General features: G+C 57.2%; 20 protein-coding genes. 3 read left to right on the forward strand and 17 right to left on the reverse strand.

Annotated features, from left to right (window positions below; translation table 11 throughout):
- Position 1 precedes the first annotated feature (1 nt).
- From J4772_RS14740 to J4772_RS14765, 6 genes are all read right to left on the reverse strand, one after another.
- Positions 2-346 carry a YojF family protein gene (locus tag J4772_RS14740; RefSeq protein WP_116064255.1) on the reverse strand — a complete coding sequence of 115 codons (345 nt, stop codon included), beginning with the start codon at positions 344-346 and terminating at the stop codon, positions 2-4.
- 168 nt (positions 347-514) lie between these two features.
- Positions 515-1,762 (reverse strand): chitinase, encoded by a 1,248-nt coding sequence (locus J4772_RS14745; protein ID WP_209075803.1) that lies wholly within the window; start codon positions 1,760-1,762, stop codon positions 515-517.
- Between the two features lie 126 nt (positions 1,763-1,888).
- A complete protein-coding gene (locus J4772_RS14750; protein WP_209075804.1) occupies positions 1,889-3,562 on the reverse strand; it encodes an ABC1 kinase family protein in 1,674 nt (557 codons plus the stop codon).
- Positions 3,563-3,579: 17 nt separating this feature from the next.
- Complete coding sequence (locus tag J4772_RS14755; RefSeq protein ID WP_209075805.1) at positions 3,580-3,879, reverse strand: phasin family protein; 300 nt, start codon at positions 3,877-3,879, stop codon at positions 3,580-3,582.
- A 121-nt stretch (positions 3,880-4,000) separates the two neighbouring features.
- A complete protein-coding gene (gene thrS / locus J4772_RS14760) occupies positions 4,001-5,725 on the reverse strand; it encodes a threonine--tRNA ligase (RefSeq protein WP_247741103.1) in 1,725 nt (574 codons plus the stop codon).
- A 666-nt stretch (positions 5,726-6,391) separates the two neighbouring features.
- Positions 6,392-6,796 carry a GNAT family N-acetyltransferase gene (locus tag J4772_RS14765; RefSeq protein ID WP_209075807.1) on the reverse strand — a complete coding sequence of 135 codons (405 nt, stop codon included), beginning with the start codon at positions 6,794-6,796 and terminating at the stop codon, positions 6,392-6,394.
- A 260-nt stretch (positions 6,797-7,056) separates the two neighbouring features.
- Here J4772_RS14765 and J4772_RS14770 point away from each other — a divergent pair, with 260 nt between their 5' ends.
- Positions 7,057-7,749: a MerR family DNA-binding transcriptional regulator gene (locus J4772_RS14770; RefSeq protein WP_209075808.1), complete on the forward strand. Its 693-nt coding sequence runs from the start codon at positions 7,057-7,059 to the stop codon at positions 7,747-7,749.
- A 28-nt stretch (positions 7,750-7,777) separates the two neighbouring features.
- On the opposite strand, the gene J4772_RS14775 is transcribed toward J4772_RS14770, so the two are convergent.
- Positions 7,778-9,055, reverse strand: coding sequence for an MFS transporter (locus tag J4772_RS14775; protein WP_371822864.1), 1,278 nt, complete (start codon positions 9,053-9,055; stop codon positions 7,778-7,780).
- Positions 9,056-9,259: 204 nt separating this feature from the next.
- Positions 9,260-10,552, reverse strand: a complete 1,293-nt coding sequence (locus J4772_RS14780; protein WP_209075809.1) for a hemolysin family protein — start codon at positions 10,550-10,552, stop codon at positions 9,260-9,262.
- A 240-nt stretch (positions 10,553-10,792) separates the two neighbouring features.
- On the opposite strand from J4772_RS14780, the gene J4772_RS14785 reads away from it, so the two are divergent.
- A complete protein-coding gene (locus tag J4772_RS14785; RefSeq protein ID WP_209075810.1) occupies positions 10,793-11,587 on the forward strand; it encodes an undecaprenyl-diphosphate phosphatase in 795 nt (264 codons plus the stop codon).
- Between the two features lie 34 nt (positions 11,588-11,621).
- Here J4772_RS14785 and J4772_RS14790 read toward each other — a convergent pair whose 3' ends face one another.
- The 7 genes from J4772_RS14790 to J4772_RS14820 all read right to left on the reverse strand — a co-directional run bounded on the left by J4772_RS14790 (position 11,622) and on the right by J4772_RS14820 (position 18,146).
- Entirely contained in the window at positions 11,622-13,640 is a 2,019-nt protein-coding gene (locus tag J4772_RS14790; RefSeq protein WP_209075811.1) for a Na+/H+ antiporter, read from the reverse strand.
- Positions 13,641-13,738: 98 nt separating this feature from the next.
- Positions 13,739-14,275, reverse strand: a complete 537-nt coding sequence (locus tag J4772_RS14795; protein WP_209075812.1) for a TlpA family protein disulfide reductase — start codon at positions 14,273-14,275, stop codon at positions 13,739-13,741.
- Entirely contained in the window at positions 14,272-14,988 is a 717-nt protein-coding gene (gene ccmA, locus J4772_RS14800) for a heme ABC exporter ATP-binding protein CcmA (RefSeq protein WP_209075813.1), read from the reverse strand. Before ccmA ends, J4772_RS14795 begins: the two co-directional genes overlap by 4 nt.
- Complete coding sequence (locus J4772_RS14805) at positions 14,981-15,802, reverse strand: ABC transporter permease (protein ID WP_209075814.1); 822 nt, start codon at positions 15,800-15,802, stop codon at positions 14,981-14,983. Before J4772_RS14805 ends, ccmA begins: the two co-directional genes overlap by 8 nt.
- A gap of 3 nt (positions 15,803-15,805) precedes the next feature.
- Entirely contained in the window at positions 15,806-16,393 is a 588-nt protein-coding gene (locus tag J4772_RS14810; protein WP_116064270.1) for a nitrous oxide reductase accessory protein NosL, read from the reverse strand.
- Entirely contained in the window at positions 16,390-17,757 is a 1,368-nt protein-coding gene (locus J4772_RS14815) for a right-handed parallel beta-helix repeat-containing protein (protein WP_209075815.1), read from the reverse strand. The genes J4772_RS14810 and J4772_RS14815 overlap by 4 nt, the downstream gene beginning before the upstream one ends.
- Positions 17,754-18,146, reverse strand: a complete 393-nt coding sequence (locus tag J4772_RS14820; RefSeq protein ID WP_209075816.1) for a hypothetical protein — start codon at positions 18,144-18,146, stop codon at positions 17,754-17,756. The genes J4772_RS14815 and J4772_RS14820 overlap by 4 nt, the downstream gene beginning before the upstream one ends.
- 153 nt (positions 18,147-18,299) lie before the next feature.
- Between J4772_RS14820 and J4772_RS14825 the strand changes: the two genes are divergently transcribed.
- Positions 18,300-18,716, forward strand: coding sequence for a FixH family protein (locus J4772_RS14825; RefSeq protein ID WP_209075817.1), 417 nt, complete (start codon positions 18,300-18,302; stop codon positions 18,714-18,716).
- 16 nt (positions 18,717-18,732) lie between these two features.
- On the opposite strand, the gene J4772_RS14830 is transcribed toward J4772_RS14825, so the two are convergent.
- Positions 18,733-19,413 (reverse strand): sulfite exporter TauE/SafE family protein, encoded by a 681-nt coding sequence (locus J4772_RS14830; RefSeq protein ID WP_209075818.1) that lies wholly within the window; start codon positions 19,411-19,413, stop codon positions 18,733-18,735.
- The gene (locus J4772_RS14835; RefSeq protein WP_209075819.1) at positions 19,413-21,608 is read right to left on the reverse strand and encodes a heavy metal translocating P-type ATPase; all 2,196 of its coding nucleotides are present in this window, start codon (positions 21,606-21,608) and stop codon (positions 19,413-19,415) included. The genes J4772_RS14830 and J4772_RS14835 overlap by 1 nt, the downstream gene beginning before the upstream one ends.
- Positions 21,609-21,656: the final 48 nt, after the last annotated feature.

Consider the following 21,656-nt stretch of genomic DNA (forward strand, 5'->3'; position numbering starts at 1 on the left):
TTTAAAAGGGCTCCAGGCTAAGCTGCAGCGCGACAACCAGCTTGCCTTGGCTGTCGTGTCCGGCAAGGATCAGCCGTTCCTGTTCCGTCTCTTCATAATGGGTCAGCCCTTCCGAATACACCCAGCCTTGAACCGTCTTGAGACCGACGCGGTACGGACCTTCGCCGGAGATCGATCCTTGGCTGTACCGCACGCCCGCATTCGTCACGAACGTCGCCGCCGGATGCTTGGAACTGTCAAAATGAGCCGCATATGCGCCGCTCGTCATCTCCAAATGAAGATATAGCTCCCGCTCCTTAAGCCGGTCAATCATCGTCTGAACAATCGATTTATCAATGAGTTGCATCTTCTACCTCCGCTAAAAGCGTCTTGGATGAACTCATTTTAACACACTCCCGTCCTCCATCAAGTATTCTGTTGTAAAATTTATTACAGTTAATCGCTTCGCATCGGCACAAAGCGCAAAAAACCGCCCACCGGTCATCCGAAGACGACGGGGACGGTTTCCGTACAGTTAGAACGGCTCCATGCCGAGCGTATTTACTTTCTCTCCGGTAATATCTACGCCCATCGCTTGCGTAATATCGCGATAGTGCCCTGCGCGGCGCTTGACCGAACTGCCTTCGGTTTCGCCTAAATTCGCTTCCAGGCCGTTAAGCACCATAATCGTAACGCCAAAGCCGCGCATCCCCAAGCCCTTGGCCATATCGGCTTTCGTCGGCTTCCATTTGTTCACGATCACGTCGTGAGCCGAAGGCTTCGGCGCTTGCGGCGTCATCCAGAACAGAATGGCTGTCATATAACCGACCTTGCCGTCCTGGGCAACGATCTCCGGCTTGCTAAGCAACACGCTCTTGTCGCCGTAGATGATGGAGCTGAACAGCCCGTAGTTGAAGTTCCAGCTCAGCATAATCGGTCCGCGTCCGTAATACCGTTTATCCTTCGCTCCGGGGTACAGCTCGGCGCTGTTCTCGTCAACGAACGGATCCAGATTGACTCCCGTGCGGCCGGCGATATTTTCGTTCCAGAACAGCCCCCATTTCAGTTCGCCGCCCGGCGCGGTCGCCCAACCTCCTCCGGTCTCGTGCGACAGGTTAGCCAGGAACGCGGCCAGCTCGCGCTTGCGGTCCTTCTTGAAGCCCTCCTTCAAAAAGGTGCCGAAATCGACGATGACGGTTGCGATCTCCTTCTTCCGGTTGTCCACGGAATCGAAGTCTGCGGAACGCGAGACGAGCGTTTCGATCCGTGCGTCCTTGTCGAAGCGAATGACTTCCTGCGAACCTGGATTACCTTTGCGGGAATGGATTTTCAGCTTCAGATTCGCGACCTCGACGACGGCCTCGATCAGATTATTGTAAGAAAAGTAGTCCGTTTGATCCTCTTTGAAGTATTCCTTGCCCTTGGCGACCTCGAACCATTGCTTCGACCCGAGGCGATAAGGAAACAGCTCCTCGAACGCTTGCTCCGGAAGCAGCGTCTTCACCGCGTCAACCGCCTTCTCGGGGCTATATTCGGGATCGATGCCGTCCCACTGGACTTCGATTTCCTTGCGAGTCAGAAAACGATTTTCCCCGACGGACAGCGCACTGCCTGTGTAAACGCCTACATTTTTGCCGTTGGATGGCTTTTCGGCAGCAGGCGCAGCCGCTCCTTTGTCCCCCGCCGCCATGGCGAACGGCGAGGCCGCCAAAGTCAACGCCAACGTGAGCGCCAGCGTTCTGCAGAGCATACTTCCGGATACTTTGCGTTTGGACACAAACATTTCCCCTCTCAAAATCGGATAACAACATTGGCGATTCTATCCGATAGAAAAAGCGGCGTCTATAGCTTTTTTACATGTCCAATACAGAGTATCAATAATCATTAAAAACTATAATAATTTGGCTTTTCAGAACCGACTCGAACGAATAATCGATGCTATGAGCCATACGAGCATAAACAACGCGACACCCAATCCGATCTCGATCACCGGAATGCGCCACAGCACCGTCTTGGCATGATTCAACGCAGCGCCGACGATCAGGCCGAGCATGACGATGCTAAGCGACAAGAGCACGATGCTGAGCGCCAACCGGCTGCCGATGCGATCCAGCTTCGCCATAATCGCGTCAATCTGCGGCACATCCGTCTCGATGTGCAGCTTGCCCTGTCGCAGCAGACGCGATATTTGCCGGATGCCGGCGGGAAGATCGCCGAGTATGCCGATGTATTCGGGAATGTCCTCCGCCCATTCGCTCAACCAAGTCCGCGGATCGAGCCGCTTCAGCAGCAGACTTTTGCCGAACGGCTCGGCCACGTCGAAAACGCTGAACGTCGGATCCAGCATCGTGACGACTCCCTCCATCGTCAGAAACGTTTTGCCGAGCAGGACCAGCTCTCTCGGTATTGCGATCCGGTGCTTCAAGGCAACGTCGAATAAGTCGTGCACCGCCTCCCCGAGCCGAAGCCGTTGGAACGGAACCTTATAATATTTGTCCCGCAGCTCCTCGATATCGGCCAGCAGCCGATCGCGATCCGCTGCTTCGGGCACCACGCCCATACGGGAAATCGCGCGCAGCACGCCTTTGGAGTTCTGATTGCGCAGCGCGATCACAAATGCGGCGAAGCTGGTTTTCGTTGCTGCCGACAGCCGGCCCATCATTCCGAAATCAAGCCAGGCGAGCGTGCCGTCCGGCAGCGCCAGCACATTGCCTGGATGCGGGTCGCCGTGGAAAAAACCGTCCAGCAGCACCTGCCGGAAAATCGACCTGGCGTAGCGCTCGGCCAACGTCGCCCTGTCCAAGCCGGCGCGATCCAGGTTACCAAGCTCGGACAGCTTGATACCCTCGATATAATCCATCGTAAGCACTCGTCTTGAGCTGTATTCGCGGTACACGGCCGGAACTCGCATTTTCTCCGTTCCGCCGTTGCGAAGCGCGAACTGCTCGGCGCTGCGCGCCTCCTTGTCGAAATCCAACTCCGCGCGCAACGCAACGCCGAGCTCCTCGACCATATCGGCCAGTCGATAGTGCCTCGCCCACTCCATCCGGCTCTCGGCCAGCTTGGCCCAATCCGCCAAAATGCCGAGATCGGTTTCGATCAGCCGCAATATGTGCGGACGCTGTACCTTAACGACCACATCCCGGCCGTCGCGAAGTCGTGCGTGATACACCTGCCCGATTGACGCTGCCGCGATCGGCGTCTCGTACAAATGCATAAACAGCCGGTTGGCGGAATCCCCCAGCTCCTGCTCGATAATGGCCGCCGCTTGCTCGAAAGGGAACGCCGCAACCTGATCCTGAAGCCGTTCCAGCTCGCTTACGATATCCGCGGGAAGCAGATCCGGGCGCGAGCTGGCAAGCTGACCAAGCTTGACGAACGTAGGGCCAAGCTCTTCCAACAGCATGCGTATGCGCTCTCCGAGGCTTTTCCCCTTCACTCCCCTTCTCTCCTCGCTGCGGAAAAACAGCAGCTTGTCGGTCAGGCCCATATCGTGCGCCACATAGCCAAGCCCGCTGCGGACAAGCGCTGTAGCGATCGAGCGGTAGCGTCTCAACCGTCGAATTCGTTGTCCCAGATTCATCCGCCGCTCCGCCCCCGTCAATCCGCGGCCAATCGCCGCTCAAGTGCTTCTAATCTCTGTTCGAGCCGTTCGACGTCCGCCTTGGTAGCCAATGCGTCGTCTCCCATAAGCGCCTGAACGCGAGCGCGTACGAGCTCCTCTACCCGAAGCTTCGCTTCCTCGCCTTTACGCACGAGTTCCTCAGTTAGAGAACCCGATTCCGCCTTGCTCAGCTCCCCTTTTTTCACCAGCTCTTCGATGGTCCTCTCCACCTGCTCCTTGCCGGCCACGGCCATCCCCAACCCGAGTAATATCGCCTTGCCGATCGTATCCTTCATGTTCCCGGCTCCTTCCATCATCATCCTGTCGTTAACAGGTTGCGACAAAAGAAGCTTTTTCATCCTTTGCGAAACCGAAAACGGTAAATAACGGCATTTACTTGTCCGACTCCTGACGCCCTCAGCCTTCTCTTCTCTCGACCTTGCCGCACAGCTCCGCCACAAAATCATTCAGTCCAAGCTCCCGCTGTCCCTGCTCGCCGAACAAACGCGCCTGCACCGTGCCTGCTGCGATCTCCGCATCTCCGACAACCGCGACATACGGAGCCTTCATCAGCTGCCCCTCGCGAATGCGGTAGCCGAGCTTCTCGTTCCGGCAATCTGCCTCCGCGCGTATTCCCGCTTCCTTTAACCTCCGGCACACTTGCTCCGCATACGCCGCATGATTTTCCGAGACCGGGACGATCACCGCTTGCACAGGCGCCAGCCACACCGGGAACGCCCCGGCATAATGCTCGATCAAAATGCCCATAAATCGGTCGATTGATCCGTATATCGCGCGATGAATAACGATTGGCGTGCGCTTTTCGTTCTTTTCGTCCACATACGCAAGCCCAAACTTCTCCGGCATCTGAAAATCCAGCTGCACTGTTGCGCATTGATGACTCCGGTTCAGCGCGTCCTTGATGTGGAAGTCGATTTTCGGACCGTAGAAGGCGCCGTCCCCGGGATTGATCCGGTAAGGAAGACCGCTGTTCTGCAACACTTGCGCCAGCGCCGCCTCCGCCTCGCCCCACTGTTCGTCGCTGCCCATCGAATCGTCCGGACGAGTCGACAGCTCCAGGCTGTATTCAAAGCCGAACAAGCCGTACATTTCCTGAATCATCGCGATCGCCCGCCCAATCTCCTCCTCGATCTGATCCGGCCGAACAAAAATATGCGCATCGTCCTGGCAGAATGTACGAACCCGGAACAAGCCGTTCAGCGCGCCGCTGAATTCGTGCCGATGCACCTGCCCGAACTCGGCCAACCGGATCGGCAAATCGCGGTACGAGCGCAGTTGGCTTTTGTAAATGAGCATATGACCCGGACAGTTCATCGGCTTAACGGCGAATTGGTGATTGTCCAGCTCGGAGAAGTACATATTGTCCCGATAATGCTCCCAATGGCCCGACTGTTCCCACATTTGCCTGTTCATAATGAGCGGAGTGCGGACTTCCTCGTAGTCGTATTTACGCAGGAACTGCCGCGACAGATTTTCCAGCTCCTGCCGCACAACCGCTCCCTTCGGCAGGTAGAACGGCATCCCAGGGGCTTCCTCCGAGAAATGAATGAGCTCAAGCTGCTTGCCAAGCTTGCGGTGATCGCGCCTTGCCGCCTTCTCCTGCCAGGAAAGAAATTGCTTCAGCTCCGCTTCGCTAGCGAAAGCCGCGCCGTATATGCGCTGCAGCATTGGCCTGCTGTTGTCTCCGCGCCAATACGCTCCCGCTACGCTCAGAAGCTTAAAAGCCGCCGCGGACTTTCCAACCTCCCTGGCGCACTCATCCGGATACACGTCGACAAACTCTTCCTGCCTGTAAATCTGCACCTCATCCGACTCCGCTTCCTCGCGCAGCCATTCCGCCTTCCAGCTTTCTCCTCTCGCCTCGAACAGCACGGCGGCTTCCATCCGCGAATATGGCTCAAGACTGCACGAGGAAATCTCTGCGGACAGCTTCCGCATCTCCTCTTCGACAACGGCCAAATCCGCCTCCGCGAACGCGCCGGGCACCTCGAAATCGTAGTAAAACCCTTGCTCCGTCACAAACGCGCCCCCCAGCTTCGCTCCGGAAAATTTTCTTTGCATCGCCCATGCCAACAGCATTGCCGCATTTGCTTTTACCTGATCCTGCTTGGATTGACACATGATCAACATCTCCTTTTGTTTTCTATGTGAACGAAAAAAACGCCCTCATCCGCAAAGGGACGAGCGCGCTCGTGGTTCCACCCAAATTCAATTCGTCTCCTGCCTGCGGCATGACCGACGAATCCTTGGCGCTCTATAACGGGAGCTCCCGGCGACTCATACTCCCGCACCGCATCGTTCGCGGCGCGATTTCCGAATCGCGGCTACAAGGGGGTAAACGCGTGCTTCTCTCCGAAGGGGGTTTCAGCCTTGCCCCCTCTCTCTGGGCGGTGTCCACATACACTCATGTCCTTGATCCAAGCCGTTGTGAAAATAAAAAAGCGCCGTCCGCAAAAGGACGAGCGCGCTCGTGGTTCCACCCAAATTCAATTCGTCTCCTGCCTGCAACATGACCGACGAATCCTTGGCGCTCTATAACGGGAGCTCCCGGCGACTCATACTCCCGCACCGCATCGTTCGCGGCGCGATTTCCGAATCGCGGCTACAAGGGGGTAAACGCGTGCTTCTCTCCGAAGGGGGTTTCAGCCTTGCCCCCTCTCTCTGGGCGGTGTCCGCATACGCTCATGTCCTTGATCGTCGCTGTCTTGAAACACATCTTAGGGGAAAAAAATCCGTCTGTCAAGCGCATCTTTTGGCAGCCATTTTCACTGTCCGTGTATATCCGCCCTATTTCAGCTTGCGGCTCATTCCGTAATAATCGGGATAGATCAGCTCAAAACCGCTCTCCTGATACGTTTTTAGCATTTGCAGATCTGAAATGACGAAAAAGCTTGCGCCCTCCGGAGCGTTCCGTTCCACATAAGCCGTCAACTCCTGCAAAATCTGCTGAGCGATAGGGCGTCCTTCGGAGTCGGGATGAACGATAAGATCCACAATCTGGTAATGGCAAGCTCCGTCTCCGATCACTCTGCCCATCCCTTGCAAGTTTCCGCTTTCGTCTCTCGCGCATACGCCGAACAACGAACGGCTTAACGCCGTTTCGGCTGCCGAATCGGCGATCTTAGCAAGGCCGGCCGCCTCTCTTAATTCCCCGTACTGCCGGGCGTCTGGAAATTCATGGACCAGGTTCACACGTAATCCCTTCTTTCTCGATGAATGGTTGTCTCCCTTACTTTACAACATTCATGCAAGTGCCAAAGTTTCCGTGTCCAATCCGTCTTCACCTACCATTCGATCGCGTAACCTTATCGAGCAGCTTTAATCTTTTACTTACAGCTTGTCAAACGTTGAAGGATTGCGAAGCCTTATCGCATCTGCTATAGTAGTTGTTCTCTCACTTGCTGTAAGGAGGACCAGATACGAGCTCCTACAAACCGATCGAGATTGCGAGAATGCTGGGCATCAGCACGAGCGCTCTACGACACTACGAAAGCTGGGGAGTCGTACCTGCCCCGACAAGAGCGCCTAACGGCTACAGATTATATACCGACATCCACCTTGCTTATTTTCGTTGCTTACGCGCCATGTTCCCCGGTTTCGGAGTGCAGCTTTCCTGCGAGGCGCTGCGCCGAGTTCAGCGCGGCGAGACGGATGACGCCTTCTGGATGGTGAACGAGGCACAGGCTCGACTGCGCCAGGAGAAGCTGGCTGCGGAGCAAACTTTAGAGCTGCTTCATCCGCTGGAGCATGAGCCGGCAGACCTTCCGAAAGCGCGCAAAAAGCGGATGACGATCGGCGACGCCGCCAAGCTTGCCGGCGTCGCCGCTTCCGCGATCCGGCATTGGGAAAAGGAGGGACTGATCTCGCCCGACAGAGACCCGGAAAGCGGCTATCGCGTATTTACATCCGGTCATCTGCGTAAAATCCGGCTGATCCGCACGCTTCGAAGCACCGTTTATTTTCTGAATAGTATGAAAGAAATCGTACACGCCCTGGATCACCAAAGCCCCGAGCATGCCAGAAAGCTGACGGAAGACGCGATACGCAACCTGGACGCGCGCCTTCGCCATCAGCTGCAGGGCATTCGCAGATTGATCGAGCTGTGCGAGGCAGATGAAAAACAAGCGATCCCTTGCCGCCGATAAGGCCTGCAAGAGATCGCTTAGACTAGAGCTAAAAGAGACGATTAGCGGAATTGCCCGACTTTCTTCTTCTTCCCGCGTTGGCGAACACGCCAAGAATCGGAATGAGCAGTGCGGCGGAAGCGAGCAACGAAGCCCTGATGGATAGGCGGCTGCCGATCCAGCCGACGAACGGACCGCCGCCCGTCTGGCCGAGCGCATCCGATTGACTCAGCATAGATAGCACGGTGGCGCGCGAACGGCTTTCCACGTTCATATTTAACCAAGTGTCGTAGATCGGACCGGTTAGCGCCGTTACGACCTCGATCAGGAGCACGGCGGCCAGAGCGTACGCGAAGTTCGGCGACAAAGCAAGTCCCGCTATGCCCAGCACGCGTACGGCGGTAAGCACGACCAGGCTGCGGCGAGCGAATTTCTCGCTGACGATATCCAGCCTTTTCTCCGCGGACCAGACCGCCGCCAGACTTAGCAATGTCGACGCCAGCGCAATCAGGCCGAACCATATGGCCATATTCCATCCAATTGCAGCTGGAAAGCCGATATCGTCGATGACGAATGCCTGCCACAGCCGGTCGTAGCCTTCCGAAGCCGCTCCGCTGAACAGAGTTACGACCAAGATCATCAGCAGGATCCGGTTGCCTCTGACCGCTCGAGCTCCCGTCACCCACGTCGTTTTCATACTGTGCCAATGGGAGAAGCGCTCTGCCGTTTTCTCGGGTTTGGCAAAGCCCGTCTCCTTCATATAGACGATTAGAAACCCGCCTAAAGCCAAGTACATCAAGCCCCCGGCAATATAGGGCAGATTATAGCCGACCGAGGAAATCGCTACGCTAATTCCGATGCCGAGCAGCGTCCCGATCAAGCCGACTCTCTTGGCCTTCAGGAATACGCCGCCTGCTCGTTCCTCGCCCACCTCGTCGACCATCCAAGCGGAATCTGCGCCGCTGACGAACGTAAATCCGATTCCGAAAATAACTTGAGCGACCAACAACCATGCAAACGCAGACATCCCGGCTCCGCCGTCTCCGAGCCACATTGCGCTCCCCTCTAGCACGAAACCCGCTCCAAGCACGAACATGCCGATAATGACGGACAATTTTCGGCTGTAAGTGTCGGCCACCACTCCGGTAATGCCTTCGAAGACCAGAACAGTAACCTCCAGCGCCATGCCTACCAGCAGAAGCTGGAGCGGGTTGAAGCCGAGCGCTACGACCTGATAGATCGCATAGGTCGTGAACATCGTCGCGTTAGCGAGCGATGTCATAAATCCCATAATCATATAAATACGCGATGCATTGAGTTTCATCATAAACGCCGAATCCGCCTCTCTATTAGCGGCAGATCAACGCGTCAATCTTATCCGTGCCGACAATCGTCAACCGCGATCAGTTCGCGCGTTGTCTACCGTTTCTGTTTCTTTCGTGAAGCTTGGCTGTCGTCTTGACGGATTGTTGAGTTTTTTGCATATTTTTACACCTCCGAATGAATTGAAACTATTATACACGATAGGCGCCTAATCGCCTACCTTGCTTTGTCTAATCTCCAACTTGCGGATACGGTGCTTGTCTCGCTCCCGAACGATAAATTGCAGCTCCCCGAAGGTCCAAGTCTCGCCTTTGGCGAGCTCCGGCTTTCTGTTGTACAGCCAGCCTCCGATCGAATCGATGCCGTCCTGTTCCAGGGTCGTACCAAGCAGCAAGTTAATCTCGTCTATCGGAGTCAGCCCGTTGACCATGTAGTGGCCAGCTCCCAGTTCCTCGATCGGCTTTTTCTCATCGTTGTCGAATTCGTCGCGGATTTCGCCTACGATCTCTTCCAAGATGTCTTCGATCGTCACCAGACCGGAAGTGCCTCCGTATTCGTCGAGCAGAATTGCCAAATGGACGCTTTCTTCCTGCATTTTAAGCAGCAGCGATTTGACGGGCATCGCCTCCGGCACGGTCATTGCCGGGTGAATATGTTTGCGGAAATCGAAGTCGGGATCGTTGTCGTAATTCAGAAACAGCTGCTTCGTATTGATAAAGCCGACAATATGGTCCTTGTTGTCCTTAGCGACCGGGAACCTCGTATACTGCTCCTTCTTAACGACCGCTATCAGCTCTTCGAGCGACATTTCCTCGTACAAGCAGACCATATCGGTGCGTGGAACCATAATTTCCTTGGCCATCAACTCGTCAAACTGGAAAATGCGGCTGACGTAACCGAACTCGGTATTGTTGATTTTTCCGCTCTCGTAGCTTTCCGACAAAATAATCCGGATTTCCTCTTCCGAATGCGCTTCCTCATGCTCGCTGGCCGGTTTCATTCCGAACACTCTAACAAGTGCGTTGGCCGAACCGTTCAAAACCCAAATAAACGGATACATCACTTTATGGAAAGCAATTATGAGTGGAGCGGTGAATACCGAGATCGCTTCCGCTTTATGGATGGCCATCGTCTTCGGCGCCAGCTCCCCAAGCACGACGTGCAGGAACGTAATGGAGACGAAGGCGATTCCGAAGGACAGAATGTGGCCCGCCTTATCACTTATTCCCAATTGCTCGAATACCGGGTACAGCATCTTCTCGACGGTCGGCTCTCCGAGCCAACCAAGTCCCAGTGCGGTAATCGTAATGCCGAGCTGACACGCGGACAAGTAACCGTCCAGATTGCTCGTCACCTTCTGTACCGCCAGCGCGTTTTTTCTCCCCTCTATCACCATCTGATCGACGCGACTGGGGCGAAGCTTAATGACGGCGAACTCGGTTGCTACGAAAAATGCGGTTAACACGATCAGAACAGCGACAAGAAACAGGTTGAGTATCATTTCAGCTTCCTTTCAAAATAGTTATCCTCATTTCATACGGCGACAAAGCGGAATTGTAGCAAATTGTTGTGGAAAATGTGAGCGGATCATGAAACTTTTTGATAGCTTGTCCACAAAATCGTCAAATTTATATTATTGACATCAGAGACCCTTCGTGCTTTTTCGTGGCTTAAGTTTTGCTTGAAGGGTCAGGCATGCTACAATTCGACTCGTATGGATTAATTCGAATGAGGGATGCGTATGGACATTATTAGCGCGATTATTATGGGAATCGTGGAAGGCTTGACGGAATTTCTGCCCGTCTCGTCGACCGGGCACATGATTATGACGGCTGAGCTGCTCAACTTGAGCGGCGACAAAATCAAAACGTTCGAAATCGTCGTCCAGTTGGGAGCAGTGCTTGCAGTAGCTTTGATCTATTGGAAAAAATATATGCAAATTCTGCGCCATTGGCGCGACATCAAGACGGCCAACCGCCTCAACATGATTCATCTGATTCTGGCGATGATTCCGGCGGTCGTCATCGGGCTGGCTCTACATAGCGTCATCAAAGAGCATTTGTTCGGCTCCTCCACCGTGCTGGTCGGGCTAATAGTCGGCGGCATTCTGATCCTGATCGCGGACCGTCCGAAGCGGAAAGTAAACGCCGAGACGATGGACAATATCAACTACAAGCAAGCGTTCGGCATCGGCCTGTTCCAATGTCTGGCGCTATGGCCGGGCTTCTCCCGTTCCGGCTCGACGATAGCGGGCGGCATGCTGCTCGGCACGAGCCAGAAAGCGGCCGCGGACTTCACCTTCCTAGTGTCGGTACCGATCATGTTCGCGGCATCCGCGCTGGATCTGTACAAGAGCCGGGAACTGCTGGCCGCCGAGGACATCGGCTTCTTCCTGACCGGCCTTGCAGCCTCGTTCATCGTTGGCCTGATTGCCGTCGTGACCTTCCTGAAGCTGATCAAACGACTGCGGCTGTCGTGGTTCGCCTATTACCGTTTTGCGATCGCGATTCTGTTCTTCTTCTTTGTCATTAAGTAGGTCTATAAGGGCGCGCATTCAATACCGAGAGGAATCAGTGCGCGCCCTCCGCATGTACGGTCCGCGATTCGAACACGCTTGCCTCGCGGTAATTGACGTCCGAGCGCAGGCAGCCCGCCAGATTGCGGTCGATGTCGCCTTGCTCGAACATTGCCTGAATCTCATTACGCTCCGCTTGAATCGCCTTCAGCTCCAGCTCGCCGCTCAATTCCTTCCTGCCGGATTTACCCGCATCCATGAACCAGTCGTGCTGCAACCGCAGCTCCATTTCCTTATAATCGGCCAGCACGGCGCGTACGATGTCCCGTTCGGCCCCCCCTTCCGCCTCCAGCTCCTTCAGACGTTCGATCGCCCCGCGGATACAAGCGAGCCTGGCCTCCTTAAACGTCTGCCAATTCGGATGGTCCGGAGAAATGCGCGAAGCCCGTCCTTTGCCGAACAACAACCGCTTCGCCGCAAACCAGGTCAGTATCGCCGTCCGTTTTAAGATTAGACGTTTGGACAATATCAGCTCCATCTGGCTAATCGCCGTCAACATGCGGCTCCCCATCGCCTCCGTAATCTTCTCTTCCCGCTGCAGCGACAACACGACCTCCCGCTCGGCCTTCATCGCCTCCAGACGAATAGCGATCGTCGTTCTCCATTCCTTGCGATAGTCCGCGCGACCTTCCAGCCTCGTCCGCTGTAAACGGCGGTTGTATTCGGACATCATGTCGACGGCCTCGCGTTTGTTCTCCTCCGTCATTTCCTCGCGGATCGTCCTCAACCCGGATTCCAGCATGCGGATTCTGGCTTCCCGCTCGTTTACTCCCCGCTCCTCCCGAGCTTCTCCGGCGGCTTTCTTCGCGCCGCGAGTCAGCAAGGGCAGAAAGACGCTTGCGGAGACGAGCGTCAACAGAATAACGCCGGCGCAAATGTAGAGCATAAGGCCCCGTTCCGGAAATGGCCGTCCGTTATTGAAGAAAGCCGGAATCGAAAAAGCGGCCGCAAGCGTCAGCGCGCCACGCACGCCGGAGAGCGTCATTAGCAGCGCTGTGCGGGAATGCCGCCTATTGGTCAGCCACACCCAAGCGAATCGGATCAACAGCAGCAGCGCCGTAACGGCAAATATATAGCCGATCGCTCTCGCGTTGTTGTAAGCCGGATCCTCCCATACGGCTGCAACTACTTCGGGAATTTCCAAACCGAGCAAAATGAACACCAGTCCGTTAAGCACGTAGAGAATGACCGACCAGGTGCTGTCGGAGACGACGCGCAGACGCGAGGAAGACGATTCCAGGCGCTCCCTCTCAATCGAATGGACAAGTCCGGCCGCGACGACGGCCAAAATGCCGGATACGTGACACTCTTCCGCTGCAAGAAAAATAACGAACGGCGTGACGATGATCAGAAGCATGTGCAGCGTAACGTCTTCAATGCCCAGCCGACGTAAAAACAAGCGCAGCCAGATGACGGCAAAACCTAACACCGCACCGAGAATCAGCCCGCCTGCGGCAATGACGATAAAGCTGCCAATCGCGGTCGGCAGCGAAAATTCGCCGCTAAGCGCGGCGGCGATCGCGAAATTGAAGGCGACAAGACCCGAAGCGTCGTTCATAAGCGCCTCGCCCTCCAACAGCCGCATCATGCTGCCCGGCAGCTTGACTCGGCTGGATAACGAGCCGACCGCGACCGCGTCCGTAGGAGACAAAATGGCCGCAAGCGCAAAGGAAGCGGCTAGCGGAATGGCGGGAATGAGCCAGTGAATGAAGGGTCCGGCAAGCAGTACGGTGGCGAATACGAGGCCAAGCGCCATGAGCAGTATGTACTTTCTTAGACGCCACAGCTCGTCTCGGGGAATGACCTTGCCGTCATTGAACAGCAGCGGAGCGATAAACAGCACGAGAAATAGCTCGGGATCGAGCGGCACATGATGAAATCCAGGCATGTAAGCCGCCGCGACGCCGAGCGCGATTTGGACGATCGGAACGGGGACAAACGGAATAAAACGATTGATGACGTTGGAAGCGCCGATGAGCATGAGCAGCATCAGCACCATTATAAGCAATTCCATAGGGCGCACGCTCTCCTTGCGAACGTTCCGGCTTCTGTCGGAACTCCGTCTGCGAATCGAACATAGCTTACCCTATTTTTAACGCAAATTGTAGAAGCTTAATCGTTGGTTTGAAGAAAAGCATACAACTGATCGGCTTCGGTGATCTGTCCTAGCCCCGCATGGCTGATCCGGCCTTCGGCATCGATCGCGAACGTCGCGGGAAGCGCCGATAAGCGATAACGTCCGGCCGCCTTGCCCGCCGCGTCGATCAGCACCGGGAACGAGATGCCGTGCTCGGTCAAAAACTCGTTCACCGTCCCTTTCGTATCGCCGACATTGACCGAGATCAGCTTAAATCGGCCGGAGGCGCTGCGATAAACCTCGTCGAGCAGCGGCATCTCCTTCACGCACGGCCCGCACCACGAAGCCCAGAAGTTGACGATAACCGGCTGTCCGCGATAGTCAAGCAGATCGATTCGGTCGCCGGAGGTATCGAATCCTTCAATCGCCGGCGCCTTCATTCCCGCCGCCAGTCCGCCCTTGCCCGCCGAGTCGGAACGAAAGACCTGCCAAGCGACGGCAAGCACGGCGGCAAGCGCCAGCAGGGCGATGATCGCTGTGGCCCGGCCCCGGTTGGAGGCTCCCGCCCTCATCCACCGAGCGCGGCCCGGAACGCCGAGTGCAAAGGATGCTCTCCGTGAAGCTTCCGGTACGATTCGACAGAGCCTTCTCCGCATTTGCGCCCGTCGATCAGAAATACGACCCGATCCGCGATCTCTTCCGCCGTCTGAAGCTGGTGCGTACTGAAGACGACGGCATGGCCGCGTTTTTTCAATTCTCCGAGCAGGCGCACGAACTCGTCCATCCAGTAAGGATCGAGGCCGTTGGTCGGCTCGTCCATCAGCAGCAGCGGCGGCTCGGCGAGAATCGCCTGGGCGAACAGCAAGCGCTGTCTCATGCCTTTGGAGAACGTCTGAACCTTGCCGCTGCGTTTGTCTTTCAGGCCGACTAGCTCCAGCGCCTCCAGCACACGCGCTTGACCGACGCCGCGCAGTGCCGCCCAGAAGCTCAGCGCCTCCATCGCCGTCAGTCCCGGGCTGAACGAGTAGTCGTCAGGCATATACCCGAGCTGCCTGGAATACTCTGCGCGGCTACGAGTCCAATCGTTGCCGTTCATGCGCACGCTCCCGGAGCTAGGCCGCATAATGCCCGCGATCATGCGCAGAATCGTGCTTTTGCCCGCGCCGTTGCCTCCGCATAGGGCAAGCACCTCCCCCCGATCCAGCTTTATATCGATCGGTTCGACCAGGACGCTTTTCTTAATCGCTTTGGAAATTCCGTCCGCGACCAACAGCGGCTCAGCCATGCGAACGCCTCCTTTCCCAAATCCAGCAGACGAGCGTTCCGGCTAATGCAATCATCGCCGCGCAGCCTCCAAGAAACACAAGCGTTCCGCTTGGTCCTTGCGCCCACTGAACCCAGTTGTAATATTCCGGCCCGAGCACCGCTCCCCCGCCGAGCTTGATAACGACGAAGAGTCGAACCAATTCGGCCGGGTTGCAGAACGTCAGCGCGACGAGCAGCGGCTTGATCCATGGATAGGGCAGACTGTCCAAGAGCGAAATCAGAATCGTCGACCAGCCGATGACGAGGAAAAACCAGAGCGCGACGCAGATCGTCATCGCCTGCCAACGGTTGCGCGAGAGCGAACCGACGATCATCGCCAGCGCCAGAAACAGCAGCACGAGACCTGCTGAAAACGCCAGGAACAGAAGGTAGGTCTGCAAGGAGAAACCGGCCCCCGCAACAAGTCCGACCGCTCCCATCAACCCGTAGCCGAACGCGACGATCGTAAGCAGCACAACGGTCAAGCCTGCATATTTTCCAACGATGTAAGAGAACGTCTTGAGCGGATAGGTCGAGAGCAGCTGCCAGCTGCCCTCCTCCTTCTCCGCCGTCAGCGAGAACGAGCCGAGAAACAACGTCATGAGCGGCAGCAAATAAAGGATCAGACTGATCATCGAACCGGTCGTTCCGGAATAGCCCTCCACGACGCCCCGGGCGTTCATCAGCAGCAGGCTGAGGCTGAACACGGAGAATAGCGCCATAAAGGAGTAAGACCACGGGTTGCGAAATCCGATTCGGATTTCTCTCATCGCGACGTGCAGCATGTTAGCCATCGTTTACATCCCCGCGTGCTGCTCCGTCTCGGCAGCTCCCGACGACGCTCCGTGCCCTTCCGTGCCGCCTTCCGCATCGTGTCCTTCCATACCGCCTTCGGCATCGTGGCTGTGCTCCATTCCTTCCATGCCTTGCTTATTTTGCTCCCAGCCATGAGCCTTCAAATCGCTCGCGCTCATCAGTTGCCCTACGCCCTGCTCGGCGATAAACGCCTCGGCCGATTTCTTGTCCTTGAAGCTGACGATTCCGTAAGCCATCGGAGTCCGAATCGAAGCGTCGTAGACGAAGCTCGCTTTGGACAATTCAATCCATTCCTTGTCGTTGTAATCGCGCACGTAATCCATTCCAATGTTGTCCGTGCCGTTTTTTTGCTTCCATTCGTTCATACACCCGAGATCGTCGAATTTGTACGTCTTGCCGTCTTTCGTCGTAAGCTGCGTTGCATAGGCGTCGTCCTTCACCTGCATTTTGCAGATCGCGCATACGTCGACCGCTTCGTCGATCGGAACCGCTTCGTATTTCGTTCCTCCGCATCCTGCGAGAATAGACAGCGCTAGCGTAAGTACCCCGAGAATAATCCACTTTTTCATGATTTTCTTGCCCCCCAATAAATGATTGATGCAGCCGCAAGCAATAGCGCGATTCCGATCGCCCCGACAGCCGTATTCCGCCCGTCGGACGATTGCGCACCGCCCTCCGCCCCTTCGGGCGGATTCATCAGCGGCGCGGCGTCGAACGACCACTCGTTATTGTTAGCTGTGAACAAACCGCTTAGGAACGTCATGCCCGGAGCTTGAAAAAACAGCTGGTAGGCCGGCGTGCGATCGACCGCCGTTGCGAAAAAAGGATTGATGGCGTATGTCAAATCGCTTGTCCCGTCTCCGTCCCGATCCAGCGCCTGCGCGGCGTCCCAATAGTTGTTGGACAGCCGATTGCCGGCACTGTCCGTCGCCTGAGCTTCAATGACGTTGGACAGAAACGTATTTCTAGTAAACTCGTTGTCGGCGGATTCGAGAAACTGGACGCCGACAAAATTTCTGAGCACTTCGTTGGCCTCAAGCCGATTGTTCGAGGACAGCTCCATGTAAATGCCGACCCGATTGCCCTCAAAGGTGTTGCGCTCGATGCGCGACGTCTGAACGTCGAACAGCAGCAGCCCTTGGGAATGGACGTTCTCGCTCTGCTTGCGGAACGAATTGTCCGTCACGACGGCGTCCCTGACCCCCATCACCATCGCGCCGGTCACGTTATACTCGCCTTCGTTGCCGACAATTAACGTGCCGTCCGTATACATGCAATGGATGCCGTATCGCGAACGATAGACTCGGTTCGCTTCGACGGATGCACGATGGCTTTTCTCCAAATAGATGCCGTCTTTCATGCCGTGGACCTCGTTGCCTTCGATTCGCGCATCGTGCGAGTCGTAGAGATCGATCCCGTTGCCTGTCCGCACGCCGCCCGTATACCCGTCCGTTCCTCCTTCTTGCGAGGACGGATAAACCGTATTGCCGACGATGAGAGCCCGGTCCGCATCACGCAGCGAAATTCCGAGCCCCGACGATACGACGACCGTCTCACGGATGACGGCGTCGTCGGCTTCGACGGCGATAGCGGCCAGCTTGTCCGATTTGGCGCTTACCACCTTGAAGCCGCTCAGTTCCACTCCGGGAGCGCGGACGGTTAGCGCCGCCGCCCCCTCGCCGCCGTAGATCGTCGCGCCGTCCTCTCCGCGAACCGCGAGCGGCTTGTCGATCACCGCCGGTCCGGAATAGCTTCCCGCCGCCAGCACGATTTCGCTGCCGGGCTTCGCGGCGTCGATCAGCGATTGAAGCTCGGACGCCGACTCCGCCGCGGACGCCTGCCCGGGCGATGCGAAGGACGCAAGCAGACCGATCAGCAGCAGGCCGCCAATCGCTCCTGTGCCTGTGCCTTCCCGACGCTTCAGGATGCTCATGGCTTCACTTCCACCGGCTTTTTCTTCGTAATGTGCAGCTCGCCGTTGTAGATGTGAATATACACGTCGTACGTCGCGCTTTCCGAGAAGGTGAAGCCTGCCGAATAGGTAGTCCCCTCCCGATCGACTTGCTCGATCAGCTCCGGCAGACCGCTGTGATCGGCCTTGCGAATTTCGTACTGCACGATCGTGTTCTTCTCGTCCACCAGTCCCTTCACGGTCGTAATCAGCTTAACTTCCGCCCCGGCCTTCGCTTCCGCGGGATCCGTTCTCAGCTCGACCTTCACGTCTTTCGGATCTTGATCGCCTGGTCGGGACGACGAGCACGCCGCCAGACTCAGCGCCGCAAGGACGACCATGATCAGCAATCCCAAGGTTCTCTTTGTCATACGGATCGCTCCTTACTGTCGAATACTTCCTCCCTATTCTAGCCCTATATGGGGGTATTGGCATAACTCATTAGGGCTACATCCGTTGACATAATTGTGACAACTGCGCATAAGCGTGAATAAATAAGAGCAGCTTGCGAAAGAAGGGGTAAAATGACCAAATGGCTCATCGCTTTAATCTGTTCGGCCGGCTTGCTCGTAGTCGGAGGCTGCGGAGAGTTTGGCGGAAAGTTATCTGACGAAGGCGAAACTTCGGCGTCTGCAAGCGGTGCGGGGCTGCGGCTGGACGTTCGGTCCGAGCCGGGCGGGGCTGCAGTTATGGAGGAAAATATCATCCGATTGACGGTGCAGGACGAGAGCGGAAATCCGGTGGAAACGATAACGATCGAAGCTTATCTCGTTATGCCCGGCATGTTCTGCGGTCGCATCCCGGCAGAGACGCGCGAGGTCGCGCCGGGTCAATACGAGCTGCTGGCCGTTCCTGTCATGCCGGGCAAATGGCAGGCAGAAATCGCCGTCTGCTCGGATGGAAACTCGCTGACGACGGCTTATGCTTTTAAAGCTGTATAGTTAATGACATTAACTACTACCATAGCCACGGGTGAACGCTGGGGATCCAGCCGTTGACGGCCAGCCCTTTCAGAATGGCCAGAATGCCCATCGTATAGGCAAGCGCCGTCCCCGCGACTCGCATCGCTTTCCTTCCGGACCGGCTCAGCCGGCCGGAGAAGAGCGCCAGCAGCGCGAACACCGGTACGGTGGCCAGCCCGAAGACGAGCAGATAGGCCGCTCCCTCCGCCCACGATCCGGAAGCGGCGGCGTTCATCTGCATGGCGTAGGTCAGTCCGCACGGAAGAAAGCCGAGCAGCAAGCCGGAGGAGTATGTACCCAGCCATTGTCCCCCGCGCTTGCCCGCGACTAACGCCTCATCCGCCCGCTTGCCCAGCGGCATGAAGCGGTGCGGATAGGGCAGCGTATAACGACTGTAGGTCCAAGCAATAATCAGGATACCGCCCAGAATGCTTGCGGCCCCTTGCAGCCCGACGAACGTCCCTGCCGCGTTCAGGAAAGAACCGATCAGCCCCATGAAGGCGCCGGTGATCGTATAGGTCGTAATTCTGCCCGCATGATAAGCGGCGGCAGCCTTCAGCGGATTGCCCCGCGCATTAAGCGCGAACGACGAAGTTATGCCCCCGCACATGATCAGGCAGTGGGGAGCGCCCATCAGCCCCGCGGTCGCGGCGAGAAGCAGGCTCTGCGCCAGCATTATCCGCGCCCTCCCGCCGCCAAGCGCCGCAGACGGAGCGCGTTGGCGACGACGAGCAGCGAGCTGGCCGCCATGCCTGTGCAGGCGATTCTCGGGTCGAGGAAGCCGAGCGCGGCCAGCGGCACGGCGGCGGTATTGTACGCCACTGCGAAGCCGATGTTTTGCCTGATGTTGCGAAGCGTCGCCCGACTGATGACGACCGCGTCCGCGAGGCCGGACAAGCGATCTCGCGTCAGTACGACGTCGCCGGTCTGCATGGCGGCCCCCGCCCCGCCGCCCATCGCGACACCGACGTCTGCCGTAGCCAGCGCCGCGGCGTCGTTGCTGCCGTCTCCGACAAAGACGACCACCCGGCCGCTGCGACGCGCTTCCTCAACGATGGCCGCCTTGCGATCCGGCGTACAAGCGGCGTGAACGTCGCGGATACCCGCCTGACGGGCAATCTCGTTCGCCGGCTCCGGCTGGTCGCCCGTCACGATGCCCAGAGAAGCCGTCCGTTCCAGCTCGCGTGCTATGGCTGACGCTTCTTCTCTCAGCGTATCGGCGAACGTCAACGCTCCTTCCAGTCGTCCGTCTACCGTGACGTACAGCACAGTTTCGCCCGGTCCCGCAGTTTCATGCTTCATACCCGTTTCTGCAAGCACGACGTCTCCGCCAAGCACCCAGCGAGGATGGCCAACGCGGATCTGCCGATTTTCCGCCATCCCTTGCATCCCGCCTCCAGGCACCTCGCGCACATCCGTCGTCTCGGGGATCAGTACGCGCAGGCGCTCCGCCTCGCGAACGATCGCTTGGGCGAGCGGGTGCGCGGAATGCCGCTCGATAGCCGCCGCCATTTTCAACAAATAGGCGTTCGGGTGACCCGCACTTTGCACCCCGATCAGACGGGGCTTGCCTTCGGTTAACGTGCCGGTTTTGTCGAACAAGATACGGTCGGCCTTCGCCAGCGTTTCCATCGCGCTTCCGTGCTTAAAGAGGATGCCGCGTTTGGCGGCCAGAGCGGTAGCGATCAGAATCGACACCGGAGCCGCCAGGCCAAGCGCGCACGGACAGGCGATAAGCAGCACGGCCAGCGCATAGCGGAGCGCCATATCCGCAGACGCCCCGTCGGCCAGCAGCGTCCAGCCCACATAAGTCGCCGCGGCGCACAACGCCATCGCCGGCACGAACACCGCTGCCGCCCGATCCACTTTGCGCGCGATCGTCGGCTTCAAGCTTTGCGCCTCCTCCACCATCGCGATCATGCGCGAGAGCCTCGTCTCTCCCGCGTCGCATTCGGCGCGAATCCGCAAGCTGCCGTTCAGGCAGCGAGTTCCGCTGTATGCATAGTCCCCCTTCTGCCTCAGTACGGGCACGCTCTCGCCGGTCAGCAGCGACTCGTCCACCTCGGCTGCGCCCGAGACGATGCGGCCGTCTGCGGAAATCCACTCTCCGGCCAATACGACAGCTTGCTCTCCCCGACGCAGCTCGCCTGCCGGAATCCATTCCTCTCCTTGCTCGCGCATCACGCGAACAAAGCGGATCTGCAAGCCGTAGAGCTCGTTCAAATCTTTGAGCGCCCGTCCTTTCGCTTTCGCTTCAAGCAGCTTGCCAAGCAGAACGACGGTCATAATCATCGCGATCGCATCGAAATAGAGTTGATCGTGGGAGACCGTTCCAGGGAAGCTCAACAGCTTATAATGGCTGTAGAAGTAGGCGACGGAAGTGCTCAGTACGACAAGCGCGTCCATATTGGCGCTTCTCTGCTTCAACGCCTGGTAAGCGCCCCTGTAAAAGGAGTAGCCAACGTAAAATTGCAGCACCGTCGCCAATCCCAGCTGCAAATAAGGATTAAAAAAAATGGCCGGGATCCAGATCTGCGACGGCAAAAAAGCAAGATGGGCGAGCATCGCCCAAAAGAGGGGAACGGAGACGGCAACGGACACCGCAAGCTTGCCGCGCAGGGCGCGAACTTCCGATTCATGCGCCTTCTGCGGGGAATCGACCTGCTCGGCGGCGCCGTATCCCAGCTGTTCGATTTTGCGGCGAATATCCGCTTCACCGGTCACCTGCGAGTCGTATTGCACGAAAGCTTGCGCCGTCGCCATGTTGACGCTCGCGCTGCGAACGCCGCTCATGCGGCCAAGCCCCTTCTCAATGCGGGCCGAGCATGCGGCGCACGTCATTCCCGTCACTTGCAAACGCAGCGTATCCATCCCGCATCCCATCCTGTTCGAAGATTCGGCAGTTTGCCTGTCCTTCTA

It is taken from the genome of Cohnella sp. LGH (assembly GCF_017671885.1).
Lineage (GTDB): Bacteria > Bacillota > Bacilli > Paenibacillales > Paenibacillaceae > Cohnella > Cohnella phaseoli.

Bases quoted from the DNA above. Each gene is read 5' to 3' on its own strand.
- J4772_RS14795 (WP_209075812.1), bottom strand. From the start codon at position 14,275: ATGAGGGCGGGAGCCTCCAACCGGGGCCGGGCCACAGCGATCATCGCC.
- thrS (WP_247741103.1), bottom strand. From the start codon at position 5,725: ATGTGTCAATCCAAGCAGGATCAGGTAAAAGCAAATGCGGCAATGCTG.
- ccmA (WP_209075813.1), bottom strand. From the start codon at position 14,988: ATGGCTGAGCCGCTGTTGGTCGCGGACGGAATTTCCAAAGCGATTAAG.
- J4772_RS14820 (WP_209075816.1), bottom strand. From the start codon at position 18,146: ATGACAAAGAGAACCTTGGGATTGCTGATCATGGTCGTCCTTGCGGCG.
- J4772_RS14830 (WP_209075818.1), bottom strand. From the start codon at position 19,413: ATGCTGGCGCAGAGCCTGCTTCTCGCCGCGACCGCGGGGCTGATGGGC.
- J4772_RS14805 (WP_209075814.1), bottom strand. From the start codon at position 15,802: ATGGCTAACATGCTGCACGTCGCGATGAGAGAAATCCGAATCGGATTT.
- J4772_RS14810 (WP_116064270.1), bottom strand. From the start codon at position 16,393: ATGAAAAAGTGGATTATTCTCGGGGTACTTACGCTAGCGCTGTCTATT.
- J4772_RS14775 (WP_371822864.1), bottom strand. From the start codon at position 9,055: ATGATGAAACTCAATGCATCGCGTATTTATATGATTATGGGATTTATG.
- J4772_RS14785 (WP_209075810.1), top strand. From the start codon at position 10,793: ATGGACATTATTAGCGCGATTATTATGGGAATCGTGGAAGGCTTGACG.
- J4772_RS14835 (WP_209075819.1), bottom strand. From the start codon at position 21,608: ATGGATACGCTGCGTTTGCAAGTGACGGGAATGACGTGCGCCGCATGC.
- J4772_RS14815 (WP_209075815.1), bottom strand. From the start codon at position 17,757: ATGAGCATCCTGAAGCGTCGGGAAGGCACAGGCACAGGAGCGATTGGC.
- J4772_RS14755 (WP_209075805.1), bottom strand. From the start codon at position 3,879: ATGAAGGATACGATCGGCAAGGCGATATTACTCGGGTTGGGGATGGCC.
- J4772_RS14780 (WP_209075809.1), bottom strand. From the start codon at position 10,552: ATGATACTCAACCTGTTTCTTGTCGCTGTTCTGATCGTGTTAACCGCA.
- J4772_RS14740 (WP_116064255.1), bottom strand. From the start codon at position 346: ATGCAACTCATTGATAAATCGATTGTTCAGACGATGATTGACCGGCTT.
- J4772_RS14770 (WP_209075808.1), top strand. From the start codon at position 7,057: ATGCTGGGCATCAGCACGAGCGCTCTACGACACTACGAAAGCTGGGGA.
- J4772_RS14750 (WP_209075804.1), bottom strand. From the start codon at position 3,562: ATGAATCTGGGACAACGAATTCGACGGTTGAGACGCTACCGCTCGATC.
- J4772_RS14825 (WP_209075817.1), top strand. From the start codon at position 18,300: ATGACCAAATGGCTCATCGCTTTAATCTGTTCGGCCGGCTTGCTCGTA.
- J4772_RS14745 (WP_209075803.1), bottom strand. From the start codon at position 1,762: ATGTTTGTGTCCAAACGCAAAGTATCCGGAAGTATGCTCTGCAGAACG.
- J4772_RS14790 (WP_209075811.1), bottom strand. From the start codon at position 13,640: ATGGAATTGCTTATAATGGTGCTGATGCTGCTCATGCTCATCGGCGCT.